The organism is Myxococcus sp. CA033 (assembly GCF_013336625.1).
GTDB classification, from domain to species: domain Bacteria; phylum Myxococcota; class Myxococcia; order Myxococcales; family Myxococcaceae; genus Myxococcus; species Myxococcus llanfairpwllgwyngyllgogerychwyrndrobwllllantysiliogogogochensis.
The window spans coordinates 364,101-376,900 of sequence record NZ_JABUMU010000005.1 but is presented as its reverse complement, the minus strand read 5'-3'; the positions used below and the strand labels follow the sequence as shown (position 1 = coordinate 376,900).

The following is a 12,800-nucleotide window of genomic DNA, read 5'->3' as shown; positions in this document are numbered from 1 at the left end:
TCCGGCTGGAGCTGGTGGAGGAACCAGAGGCGCTCCTGGGCGAAGGAGGCGCGAGGAGGGAGGGAGGAGGGAGAGGGGTTGGGGAGAGGGAGGGCAGGCGCGTGGTGCTGAGCGAGTGTGGCGGCCAGTCCCGCGACGGAGGGAGAGGCGAAGAGGGAAGCGAGAGGAAGCTCGACGCCGAAGGCGAGGCGGATGCGGGAGACGAGGCGGGTGGCGGAGAGGGAGTGGCCGCCGAGGGAGAAGAAGTCAGCGTCGCGAGGGACGACGGAGAGGGAGAGGACGTCAGCGAAGAGCTGGGAGAGGAGAGCCTCTGCCTGGCCACGAGGAGCGGAGTCGGAAGAGGACTCGGCCGCGACAGCGGAGGAGATGTCGAAGGAGGAGAGGGCCGTCCTGTCGACCTTGCCGCTGGTGGTGAAGGGGAGGGAGGGGAGGGAGAGGAAGCGGGAGGGGACGAGGGCTTCCGGAAGAGAGGAGGCCAGCGCGTCGCGAAGAGAGGAGAGAGAGGGTGCGGAGTCGTCGAGGACGAGGAAGGCGACGAGGAAGGTGTCGCGAGAAGGGCGGAAGGGGAGGACAGCGGCCTGACGGACGCCGTGGAGGCGAAGGAGAGCGGCTTCGATTTCCTCGACTTCGACGCGGACGCCGCGGAGCTTGAGCTGGAAGTCGGAGCGTCCGAGGAAGGAGAGGGAGCCGTCGTCATTCCAGCGGGCCCTGTCGCCCGTGTCGTAGAGGCGAGAGCCGGGGGAGGAAGAGAAGGCGTCTGGGATGAAGCGCTCAGCGGTGAGGTGAGGAAGGGAGTGGTAGCCGCGAGCGAGGCAGATGCCGCCGATGAAGAGCTTGCCTGGGACGCCTGGGGGGAGAGGCTGGAGGGAGTCGTCGAGGACGTAGAGGCGGCAGCGAGGAAGAGGGCGGCCGAGACGAACGGGGCGGTGGGGGAGGGAGATTTCGGCGGCGACGTTGATGCTGGCTTCAGTGGGCCCGTAGGTGTTGACGAGACGGGTGGAAGTCAGCGCGAGGGATTGGACGAGAGAGTCGGGGAGGACTTCGCCGCCAGTGACGAGGACGGAGAGAGAGCGGAAGGCGTCGAAGGCACCGGGCTCCTCGAGGGCGGTGGCGAGGGAGGAGGGGGTGATGACGACGTGGGAGACGCGGTGGCGGAGGATGTCGCGCGCGAGGCCGAGGGGGCCGACGTCGCGGAGGATGACGCGAGCGCCGCGGGAGAGGCTGAAGAGGATTTCCTCCTGGTGGATGTCGAAGGAGAGGCTGCCGGAGGCGGCCCAGGTGTGGCCGGGGGCAGTGGAGTAGAGGGAGTCGAAGGCGTCGAAGCAGTGGACGACGTTCTGCTGGGTGGAGAGGACGCCCTTGGGCAGGCCGGTGGAGCCCGAGGTGTAGAGGATGTACGCCAGGTTGTCCGGCTGCGCGCGCAGTGGCTCGGCCTGCGCGGCATGCGGCTGCTGTGCGGCACCCGGCTCAATGACCACAATCCCAAGCTGCGTTCCCTCGAACAGTGAAGGCGAGGAGATGACGAGGCAGGCTCGGGACTGCTGAAGCAGCAGGGCTCGGCGTGCCGGCGGATGAGACGGCTCCAGCGGAAGACACGTTGCGCCCGCGAGATGGACGGCGAGCAGCGAGACGACGGCCTCGGAGGAACGCTCGACGCAGACACCGACAACGGCCTCGGGACGGACCCCCAGCGCGGCGAGGTGGAACGCGAGACGCGAGGCGCGAGCGTGAAGCTGCGCGAAGGTGAGCGTGGCGTCCGGAGCGACGAGCGCGACGGCGTCGGGAGTGCGAGCGAACGCGGCTTCAAGAAGAGACGCGACGGTTCCGTCGGAGTCGAAGGCCCGGTCGGTGTCGTTGAAGTCGAGGAGGACGCGGCGTCGCTCGTCGGTGTCGAGAAGAGAGAACTCGGAGAGGGGAAGCTGGGGAGCGGCGAGGGCCTGCTCCAGCAGCAGGACGAAGTGGGACAGCATCCGCTCGACGGAGGCGTGTTCGAAGAGGTCGGTGCGGAACTGGAAGTAGAGCTGGAGGGAGGAGTCGGGAAGCTCGGTGGCGGTGAGGGCGAGGTCGAGCTGACTGGTGCCGTTGTCGACGAAGACATGCTGCGATGACAGGCCGGAGAAGGAGAGAGGCGAGTCGACGCGGCGCAGGTCGAACATCACCTGGAACAGCGGCGCGTGGCTCAGGCTGCGCTCGACGTGGAGCGCATCGACGACCCGCTCGAAGGGCGCATCCTGGTGGCTGAAGGCGTCGAGCGAACTGCTCCGGACCTGGGCCAGCAGCGCGGCGAAGGTCATCCCCGCGGGGAAGTGGGTACGAAGGACCAGCGTGTTGAGAAAGAGGCCGACGATGTCCTCGGTGGCGGCGAGGGTCCGGCCGGAGACAGGCGTGCCGATGCACAGCTCCCGCTCACCGGAGTAGCGGTGGAGCAGGGTGGCGAAGACGCCATAGAGCGCCATGAACGGCGTCACCTGATGCTGTCGGCACAGGGCCTCCAGGCGCTGACGGACGTCACGGGGCAGGGCGTGGTGACGTGAGAAGCCACCCTGGTCCGTGATGACGGGCGGCCGAGGCTTGTCGGTGGGAAGCGCGAGCAACGCTGGGGCATCGGCGAGCTGCTGCTTCCAGTAGTCGAGGTGGACCTCCTCACGCGCACGAACCTCGGGAGTGCGCTGCCAGGCGGAGACATCCGCGTACGACAGGAGCGGAGTGGGCAGCACCGGAGACCGTCGCTGACTCAGCTCTGAGTATCCCTGTGCCAGCTCCACCAGGAGCCGATCCATGGACAGGCCGTCCACGACGATGTGATGGATGACCATCAGCAGCACATGCTGGTCAGCGGCCAGCCTGAACAGGCGGAAGCGATAGAGCGGCCCGTGCTCCAGTGAGAACGGGCGAGCACTCTCTTCCTCCAGGCGCCGCGTGAGCAGCGCACGCAACGGCTCTTCACCCCGAGCACCCGTCCGCAGGTCTTCCACGTGGAGCACGCGCTCGGACACGGGCTGGAATTCCATCCGAGGCTGACCCTCCGACGAGCCGAAGACGGCGCGAAGGGACGAGTGCCGCTCCGGCAACAGCCGCAGCGCCGTCTCGAGGGCCTCGGTGTCCAGCGCGCCCGTCAGCTCGAGCGCTTCGGGAATCACATACGCGGCGGAGTCCGGCTGGAGCTGGTGGAGGAACCAGAGGCGCTCCTGGGCGAAGGAGGCGCGAGGAGGGAGGGAGGAGGGAGAGGGGTTGGGGAGAGGGAGGGCAGGCGCGTGGTGCTGAGCGAGTGTGGCGGCCAGTCCCGCGACGGAGGGAGAGGCGAAGAGGGAAGCGAGAGGAAGCTCGACGCCGAAGGCGAGGCGGATGCGGGAGACGAGGCGGGTGGCGGAGAGGGAGTGGCCGCCGAGGGAGAAGAAGTCAGCGTCGCGAGGGACGACGGAGAGGGAGAGGACGTCAGCGAAGAGCTGGGAGAGGAGAGCCTCTGCCTGGCCACGAGGAGCGGAGTCGGAAGAGGACTCGGCCGCGACAGCGGAGGAGATGTCGAAGGAGGAGAGGGCCGTCCTGTCGACCTTGCCGCTGGTGGTGAAGGGGAGGGAGGGGAGGGAGAGGAAGCGGGAGGGGACGAGGGCTTCCGGAAGAGAGGAGGCCAGCGCGTCGCGAAGAGAGGAGAGAGAGGGTGCGGAGTCGTCGAGGACGAGGAAGGCGACGAGGAAGGTGTCGCGAGAAGGGCGGAAGGGGAGGACAGCGGCCTGACGGACGCCGTGGAGGCGAAGGAGAGCGGCTTCGATTTCCTCGACTTCGACGCGGACGCCGCGGAGCTTGAGCTGGAAGTCGGAGCGTCCGAGGAAGGAGAGGGAGCCGTCGTCATTCCAGCGGGCCCTGTCGCCCGTGTCGTAGAGGCGAGAGCCGGGGGAGGAAGAGAAGGCGTCTGGGATGAAGCGCTCAGCGGTGAGGTGAGGAAGGGAGTGGTAGCCGCGAGCGAGGCAGATGCCGCCGATGAAGAGCTTGCCTGGGACGCCTGGGGGGAGAGGCTGGAGGGAGTCGTCGAGGACGTAGAGGCGGCAGCGAGGAAGAGGGCGGCCGAGACGAACGGGGCGGTGGGGGAGGGAGATTTCGGCGGCGACGTTGATGCTGGCTTCAGTGGGCCCGTAGGTGTTGACGAGACGGGTGGAAGTCAGCGCGAGGGATTGGACGAGAGAGTCGGGGAGGACTTCGCCGCCAGTGACGAGGACGGAGAGAGAGCGGAAGGCGTCGAAGGCACCGGGCTCCTCGAGGGCGGTGGCGAGGGAGGAGGGGGTGATGACGACGTGGGAGACGCGGTGGCGGAGGATGTCGCGCGCGAGGCCGAGGGGGCCGACGTCGCGGAGGATGACGCGAGCGCCGCGGGAGAGGCTGAAGAGGATTTCCTCCTGGTGGATGTCGAAGGAGAGGCTGCCGGAGGCGGCCCAGGTGTGGCCGGGGGCAGTGGAGTAGAGGGAGTCGAAGGCGTCGAAGCAGTGGACGACGTTCTGCTGGGTGGAGAGGACGCCCTTGGGCAGGCCGGTGGAGCCCGAGGTGTAGAGGATGTACGCCAGGTTGTCCGGCTGCGCGCGTGAGGGCTGCGCGAGCGCCGCACCGGGTCGCAGGGCGTCCTGTGGCTGCACGAGCACCGCGTCGAGTTGAACGCCGTCAAACAGCGAAGGCGAAGTGACGACGAGGCTGGCACGGGACTGCTGAAGCAGCAGTGCACGGCGTGCTGGTGGATGAGACGGCTCCAGCGGAAGGCATGCGGCGCCGGTGAGGTGGACGGCGAGCAGCGAGACGACGGCCTCGGAGGACCGCTCCACGCAGACGCCAACAACGGCCTCGGGACGAGCCCCCAGCGCGGCGAGGTGGAACGCGAGACGCGAGGCGCGAGCGTGAAGCTGCGCGAAGGTGAGCGTGGCATCCGGAGCGACGAGCGCGATGGCGTCGGGAGTGCGAGCGAACGCGGCTTCAAGAAGAGAAGCGACAGAGCCGTCTGCGTCGAAGGCCCGGTCGGTGTCGTTGAAGTCGAGCAGGACGCGGCGTCGCTCGTCGGCGTCGAGGAGGGAGAGCTCGGAGAGGGGAAGCTGGGGAGCGGCGAGGGCCTGTTCCAGCAGCAGGACGAAGTGGGACAGCATCCGCTCGACGGAGGCGTGCTCGAAGAGGTCGGTGCGGAACTGGAAGAAGAGCTGGAGCGAAGAGTCCGGCAGTTCGGTGGCGGTGAGCGCGAGGTCGAGCTGGCTGGTGCCGTTGTCGACGAAGACGTGCTGCGAAGACAGGCCAGTGAACGAGAGGGGCGAGTCGACGCGGCGCAGGTCGAACATCACCTGGAACAGCGGCGCGTGGCTCAGGCTGCGCTCGACGTGGAGCGCATCGACGACCCGCTCGAAGGGGGCGTGCTGGTGGCTGAAGGTCTCCAGTGACATCGCCCAGACGTGCGCCAGCAGCATGGAGAAGGGCGCGGCTGGCAACAGGTGGGTGCGCAGCACGAGCGTGTTGATGAAGAGACCGACGATCTCCTCCGTGGACTCGTGGCTGCGGCCGGAGACAGGCGTGCCGATGCACAGCTCCTGCTCACCGGAGTAACGGTGGAGCAGGGTGGCGAAGACGGCATAGAGCGCCATGAAAGGCGTCACCTGGTGATGCCGGCACAGGGCCTCCAGGCGCTGACGGACCTCGCGGGGCAGCACGTGTCGACGCGAGTACGCGCCCCGGTCGGAGAGCACCGGCGGTCGAGGCTTGTCGGTGGGAAGCATGAGCAGCGCCGGGGCTCCGGCGAGCTGTCGCTTCCAGTACTCGAGGTGGATGTCCTCACGCGCGCGCACCTCGGGGGTGCGCTGCCACGCGGAGACATCCGCGTAGGTCATGGTCACCGGAGCCGGGGCGGGCTCACGGCCTTCCTGGAGGGCGGAGTACGTCCGCGCCAGCTCATTCAGGAGGATGCCCATGGACAGGCCATCCACCACCAGGTGGTGAAGCACCAGGAGCAGCACGTGCTGCTCGGGGCCAACGCTGAAGAGGCGGAACCGGTACAGCGGCCCGTCTTCCAACGAGAGCGGGCGCGCGGCTTCTTCACTCAGTCGGCGCTGGAGCACCGCCTCCGGTGTCCCCGCCTCGCGCGGGAGCCGCGACAGGTCTTCCACGGCGAGCACGGGCTCGTGCACCGCGTGGGTGCGCAAGCGCGGGCTGCCCTCGACGGGCGTGAAGGTGACGCGAAGCGCGGCATGTCGCTCCACCATCCGGCGCAGCGTGGCCTCCATCGCGGGCACGCTCAGCACGCCCCGGAACTCCAGCGCGTCGACGACGAGGTACGCCGCCGAGTCGGGCTGAAGCTGTTGAAGGAACCACAGCCGCTCCTGTGCCAGGGACGTCATCGGGACGGCGTCGGCGGGAAGCTGCGTGGGGCCCGCGAGGGGCGCTCCGAGCGACGCGGCCTTGGGCCCCAGCGCGCGCGCCAGGGAGGCCACCGTGGCGTGGGAGAACAGCGCGCTCAGCGGCAGCTCCACCCCCACCGCATGCTGTACGCGCGCCAGCAGCCGCGTCGCGCTCAACGAGTGCCCACCCAGGTCGAAGAAGTCGCTGTCCCGTCCCACCCTCTCCACACCCAGCACCTGCTGGAACAGGCCCGCGAGCAGCGCCTCCAGCTTTCCTCGAGGCTCGCCTCCAGGGACAGCGCCCGATGCATCGCCGCGCTCGAGCGGCATCACCCCCAGCGCTCGCCGGTCCACCTTCCCCGAGGTCGTCAGGGGCAGGGTGGAGAGCGTCATGAGCACGGAGGGCACCAGGTGCTCGGGGAGCTGCTGTCGCAGCCACGCACGCAGGGCCGTGCTGACACGGGCCGCATCCAGGCCCACGTCCGGGACGATGAAGGCCACCAGCGACAGCTCTCCGGCCGTCACCTCGCGCGCGAGCACCGCGACTTCGCGGACCTCGGGATGGCGCGCGAGCAGGGCTTCGACTTCACCCGGCTCCACGCGCATGCCGCGCAGCTTCACCTGTGTGTCGGCGCGGCCCGCGTACTCGAGCTCTCCGTCCGGCGTCCACCGCGCCAGGTCTCCGGTGCGGTACAGCCGCGCGCCGGGGATGGGGCTGAAGGGATGGGGCAGGAAGCGCTCCGCCGTGAGGTCTGGACGGCCCAGGTATCCACGGGCCACGCCCACGCCGCCGATGTACAGCTCGCCGGCCACGCCGGGGGGCAGGGGCTCCAGCGCTTCGTCGAGCACATAGAGCCGCGTGTTGGGCCACGGCGTGCCCAGGGTGATGGCGCCCGGTACCACCGCGTGCGGAGTGATGGCGGCACAGACGCTGGCCTCCGTCGGGCCGTAGGCGTTGAGCATCCGGCGCCCCTCGCTCCAGCGCTCGGCCACGGCGATGGGCAGGGCTTCGCCCGCGGAGATGACGGTGCGCAGCCCCTCCAGTCCCTCCGTCTCCAACTGCGCGAGCACGGATGGGGTGAGGGTGACGGCGGTGACGGCGCGCTCACGCAGCAGCGCTCGCAGGGGCGCGTCGGGAAGCAGTCGCTCCTGGGGCGCGAGCACCAGCGTCGCGCCCGCGAGCAGCGTGGCGAAGACCTCGCACACGGAGGCGTCGAAGGTCATCGACGCGAACTGGAGCACCCGGTCCTCCGGCCGGAAGCCATGCGCCTGGACCGCGGCCAAAGCCGTATTGCGCAGACCCGCGTGTGGCACCAGGACGCCCTTGGGGCGTCCCGTGGAACCGGAGGTGTAGATGACGTAGGCGAGGTGCTCCGGCGTGACCACCGCGTCCAGTCGTCCGACGGACAGGTGCGCGTACTCCGGCCGGGGGCCCTCCAGCTCCACCAGCATCTCGCCTCGCAGCGGCAGCTCGTCCATCACCCGCTGGTGCGCGAGCACCACGGGCGCGCCGCTGTCGGAGAGCATGAAGCCCTGGCGCTCGGGAGGATGCGCCGGGTCCAACGGAACGAACGCACCTCCCGCCTTGAGGATGCCCAGCATCCCCACCACCTGCTCCACGGAGCGCTCCGCGCACAGCGCCACGCGCGTCTCCGGCCCCACGCTCAACGAGCGCAGGTGGCGCGCGAGCCGGTTGGCGCGCTCATCCAGCTCCCGGTACGTCAGCCGCGTGCCCTCGAAGTCGAGCGCCGTCGCGTCGGGCGCACGGTCCACCTGCTGCTCGAAGCAGGCCACCACCGTGTCGCCGCCCTCGAACTCCCGCTCGGAGGCGTTGAAGGTGGAGAGCACCCGCTGGCGCTGCTCGTCGGAGAGGACGGGGCGCGGTCCGGGCTCGTGCGCTGGAGCGTGTTCGGGCAGAGGGGTGGCGGCGCCGGGCGCGGCGACGGAATCGACAGGGGGAACCTTCCGTCCTTGCTGGCTGGGGGAGGCCGGGGCGGAATCGTCTGGAACTGTCATGTGGGTAGGGCTCAGAGCCTGAGGCGAACGTTGATGCCCGCGCGGAACAGCCCCATGTCCACCGGTGCACCAGGCGCCACGGTGGGGTCGGGCTGAAAGCGGAACTCGCCGCCGCGCTCTCCAAAGGGAACTTCCACGAAGGCCGCGACCGTCACGTCACGCAGCCGGGAGGCGTTGATGTCCAGCCGGACGACGTAGGAGGGGTCGCCCACGTTGCCCAGCAAGGTGAGCGTTGTCGTCGGCTCGTAGATGTTGCGCGCGGTGACGGCGACCTGCGCCATGCCATAGAAGCGGCCGAAGTAGAGCGGCTGGAAGTCGCCGACGGTCTGCACCCACGTCAGCAGCTCGCGGTCATCGCTGCCCAACTGGTTGTAGAAGCCCTCCAACCGCACCACCGTCTTGAAGGTGTCCGCCACCCGCAGCTCGACCTGCATGCCGCCACTGGCCTGCACCTGCAACCCGTCCAGCGCCCGCACCTGGAAGCCACCGTCCGCCGCGCGCTCCCACGTGGCCACGTCCGCGCCATGCACCAGGGCGATCTCCGTGTTGAAGTCCAGCCGCCCCAGGCCCAGCGAGTAGTCCAGGCCATAGCGGGGGCGCCGCCCCTCATAGAACGAGCCCGTCGCCGCCAGCTCGCTGGTGCCCAGCGCGATTTCCGCGCGCACCGCGCCGCCGTAGCGCACGCGGTCCTCGTCCTCCAGTCCGCCCACTCCACTCGTCGTGTCCACCAGGTCCGCGGTGCCGATGATCCACAGGTTGGCGGCCATCTCCTCCCACGGCACGTTGACCTTCACCATGTCCACGCCGGGCCTCAAGTCATAGAGGAACAACGGGTCCGGATTGCGCGAGCGCAGGAAGTCGGTGGTGTTCCAGATCTTCGAGCTGCCCCACTTGATGTGCTGACGGCCCGCGGTGATGAAGACGTGGTCGAAGAGGCCGAAGTAGATCCACAGCCGGTCCAGGCTCGTCACGGGCGTGGAGAGCAGCGGGTCCAACGGGTCGTACGCCATCCGGCCCACCGCGAAGCTGCGCAGCCCGTCGAACGGCTTGAAGTCCAGGTACACGTCCAGCAGCGCCGGGAAGAACGGGTCCACGCCCGTCTTCGCGCTCAGCGCCCGGGTGGCGCCGGATACCTCCGCGCGCTGCAGATAGAAGCCGCCCACCGTGAGCAGCTCCGGCACCTTGAGGAATGCGGAAGGGTGCAGAGGGTCTTCCACCGCGGCCTCCTCCGTCACGGGCTGGGGCCCCTCGCCCGGCACGGAGGGGCCCGAGGTGACAGACGTCCCCATGTCCGCCACCACCACGGGCCGCAGCGAGGTGTCCACGTCAGCGGACGCTGGTGGACGCGGTGCCTGGCCCTCGCCTTCGCCGTCGATGGTCGGCACCGCCAGCGCCAGGCTCGCGGCGGCGGGCGCGTTCGCGGTGTCGGAGGCGGGCTCCGCGAAGGCCTCCACGGTGTTGCCGTCGGCGGTCTCCGTGTCGTCCTCCGCGTCGGTGCCGGACGCGGACACGGTGTCGCCCGATGCGTTCGTGCTCCGAACGCCGTCGCTCCCCGCGCCCAGCTCCAGCGGCGGCTCCACGCTGGAGGAGAGCGCGAGGCGCCCCCGGACAGGACGCTCGTAGGTCAGCGCGCGCACGTCGGCACCGGTGAAGAACACCGCCAGGCCGCGCGAGGGATAGTGGAAGTACAGCGTGGTGTCCGCCGTGGCCTTCACCAGGTAGCAGGGCTTCTTGCTCCGGCCGACCTTGGGACAGGCCGCGCCGAATTGTTTCTCCACCGAGGCGCGCGAGGGAGGCCGGGTGGGAAAGACATCGATGCGCTGGAGCCTTCGGGTGCGTGTATCCACCGTGAAACGCGCATGCCTCGTGCCCGCCGGCGAGGACTGACCCTGATAGTCGAGCACCAGCGCGCCATCCTCACGACGTCGTGAGTCGGGCTCGCCGAACAGGATGCGCAACTGCGACTCCGTCGTGGTGCCGGGTCTGGCTTTCTTCCAGGGCTCCGCGTGGGCGGTGCCATGAAGCAGACACAACATGGCCACGATGCGCACGACGGAGGGGGCAGGGGGCATGGATGAACGCAGTCTAGTGGCGTTGTGACAGGTGAGGAAAGCCACGGTGGGTTGACATTCCCCCAGCGTTCCCCCGAGCATCCGCCTCCCCTGTGTAGTGGAGGCCATCCCATGGCGTCGGAAGAGACTGCTCAGTCCCCCTCCGAATTGGCTGCTACAGCAGTATCCACATCGACTACCGCCGAGGCGGTGTCCGCTGCTCCCGAGAAGCTCGACGAGATAGAGGAGATCGACTTCCTCCTCGAGGAAATCGAAAGCAAGATCGCCCCGCTCGCCCTGGCATGAGCGCGGCCCACGAGGTCCGCCCGTACCGGGACGCTTTCGCCCCGTACTGGCATCCGGTGGCGTACTCCCACGAGCTGCGGGACGCGCCTCTTCCAGCCCGGCTGCTGGAGACGGATCTGGTCCTCTGGCGCACCGGCTCTGGCGTCGCGGCCTCTCAGCGCTACTGCGCGCACCGTGGCGCGGACCTCTGCTCAGGCTCCATCACCCCCGAGGGCCTTCGCTGCGCGTTCCATGGCTGGACGTACGGCGAGAGCGGGCGCTGCGTCCGGATTCCCTCGCAACCCCAGACGCCCATTCCGGAGCGGGCGCGGCTCGCGACGTTTCATGCCGCGGAGCGGCATGGCCTGGTCTGGGTCTGTCTTTCACCCGAGCCCGCCGCGCCATTGCCAGAATGGCCGGAGCTGTCTGACACGACGACGGTGGCCACGGTGCCGCTGCCGCGCCTGGACTGGGATATCGCCGCCGGCCGCATGGTGGAAATCGTCCTGGACGTGGCCCACCTCTCCTTCGTGCATGAGGGGACGTTCGGCAATCCGGACCAGCCCGAGGTGCCGCCCTACGACGTGGAGAAGCGGTCGGACGGACTCTCCGCGCGCATCGTGTATCCCGCGCTGGCGCCCGGTGTTGGTGGCGCGCCGCCCCGGGTGGACCGGACCACGCTCACCTATGACGTGACGTTCCCTTTCGCCGCGCGGCTGTCCTTCAAGCCGACCCTCTTCTATCCGCACACCGTCTACGCGGTGGCCTCGCCCTGGTCCGAGGAGAAGATGCAGTGCTTCTACTTCGCCTCGTACCACCCGAGGATCCGCAACTTCGCGGACCTGTTCGTGAAGTCGGAGTCGGCCATCCTGGAGCAGGACCGCCGCATCGCGGAGGGGCAGCGTCCGCGCGCGCACCCGCTGGACTTCGCGGGCGAGGTCCTGGTGAAGGCGGACCGGCTCCCCATCGAATACCGCCGGGCCCTCACGGCCCTGCGCTCGGGCCGTCCGGTGGACGGGCCCCCCTTGGAATAGGAACGGGAGACACTCGAGTGAACGCAGGGAGTCGAAGCTGGGGGTGGAGTGTGTCCGTGGTGCTGCTCGTCGCCGGGGCGGCCTGTCGTCAACGGGAAGAGGCTCCCAAGGCGCCACCTCCAGCCCCGCCCGTGGTCGCCGCGAAGCCGGTGGCGCCTCCCGCGCCTACCGTGGTGCCCGCATCGGCTGACCCGGCGCTCGTGGCCCGGGGACGGTATCTGGCGGAGTCGGTGCTCGGCTGCGTCGGCTGCCACACCGAGCGGGATTACGGCCGCTTCGGCGGGCCGGTGTCGGGGCCGGTGCTGGCGGGCGCGTGTTTCGGTGAGGAATGGGAGATGCCGGGCACCCTGTGCGCGCCCAACATCACCTCAGACCCCGAGCACGGCGTGGGGCGCTGGACGGACGAGCAGCTGCTGCGCACCCTGCGTGAGGGCTACGGCCGCGACGGACGGACGCTGTTTCCCATGATGCCGTACATGGAGTGGCGCACCACCCTGTCGGACGGTGACGCCCGCGCCGTGGTGGCCTGGCTGCGCACGGTGCCCGCGGTGGCCCGCGCCACGCCCCCCTCCAAGCTGCTTCCGGAGGTGACGGCGGAGATCCAGGACCTGGCCGCGCCCCTCCCCGGACCCGTCGCCGAGCCCGCCGCGGACCCCATCGCCAGGGGCCGCTACCTGGCGACCGTCGCCCAATGCGCCTTCTGCCACGCCAGCGCGGACGAGGAACCCAAGCCCTTCGCGGGTGGCCGCGCCGCGCCCACCCCCTTCGGCGCGGAGCCCATTCCGTCCCTCTTGCCCGGGGGGCCCGTCATGAAGGGGCTGGACGAGGACGCCTTCGTCGCCCGCTTCACCGCCTTCAAGGACCTGGGCGCCGCGCCCAGCCGCAAGGGCCAGGTCAACAAGCTGGCCATGCCCTGGCAGGCCTTCGCCTCCATGAAGGAGGAGGATCTGCGCGCCATGTACCGCTTCCTGAAGACCCAGGGGACCCCGACGCGACGCGCCAGCGGCCAGTGATTGGCGCGGCGCATTCTTAGAAAGTAGGATACACGCCTTGCC

At 69.6% G+C, this 12,800-nt stretch carries 5 protein-coding genes; 3 read left to right on the top strand and 2 right to left on the bottom strand.

All coding sequences use genetic code 11. The features are described from left to right. Positions 1 to 8,375 (bottom strand): non-ribosomal peptide synthetase (locus HUA78_RS16620; protein WP_174476697.1); only part of this gene is annotated, 8,375 nt, incomplete at its 3' end. A gap of 11 nt (positions 8,376 to 8,386) precedes the next feature. Continuing rightward, positions 8,387 to 10,447 (bottom strand): hypothetical protein, encoded by a 2,061-nt coding sequence (locus HUA78_RS16615; RefSeq protein WP_174456471.1) that lies wholly within the window; start codon positions 10,445 to 10,447, stop codon positions 8,387 to 8,389. A gap of 111 nt (positions 10,448 to 10,558) precedes the next feature. Between HUA78_RS16615 and HUA78_RS16610 the strand changes: the two genes are divergently transcribed. From HUA78_RS16610 to HUA78_RS16600, 3 genes are read left to right on the top strand one after another with little or no spacing between them, the layout of a single operon-like run. After that, a complete protein-coding gene (locus HUA78_RS16610; protein ID WP_141643698.1) occupies positions 10,559 to 10,732 on the top strand; it encodes a Xan family putative trans-acting RiPP leader peptide in 174 nt (57 codons plus the stop codon). Continuing rightward, positions 10,729 to 11,745: an aromatic ring-hydroxylating dioxygenase subunit alpha gene (locus HUA78_RS16605; protein WP_174476696.1), complete on the top strand. Its 1,017-nt coding sequence runs from the start codon at positions 10,729 to 10,731 to the stop codon at positions 11,743 to 11,745. The genes HUA78_RS16610 and HUA78_RS16605 overlap by 4 nt, the downstream gene beginning before the upstream one ends. A gap of 56 nt (positions 11,746 to 11,801) precedes the next feature. Next, positions 11,802 to 12,758, top strand: a complete 957-nt coding sequence (locus HUA78_RS16600) for a c-type cytochrome (protein ID WP_371745597.1) — start codon at positions 11,802 to 11,804, stop codon at positions 12,756 to 12,758. Positions 12,759 to 12,800 lie beyond the last annotated feature (42 nt).

What these genes read in the sequence shown, in the direction of transcription:
- HUA78_RS16615 (WP_174456471.1), bottom strand. Translation starts at nt 10,447, where the DNA reads ATGCCCCCTGCCCCCTCCGTCGTGCGCATCGTGGCCATGTTGTGTCTG.
- HUA78_RS16610 (WP_141643698.1), top strand. Translation starts at nt 10,559, where the DNA reads ATGGCGTCGGAAGAGACTGCTCAGTCCCCCTCCGAATTGGCTGCTACA.
- HUA78_RS16605 (WP_174476696.1), top strand. Translation starts at nt 10,729, where the DNA reads ATGAGCGCGGCCCACGAGGTCCGCCCGTACCGGGACGCTTTCGCCCCG.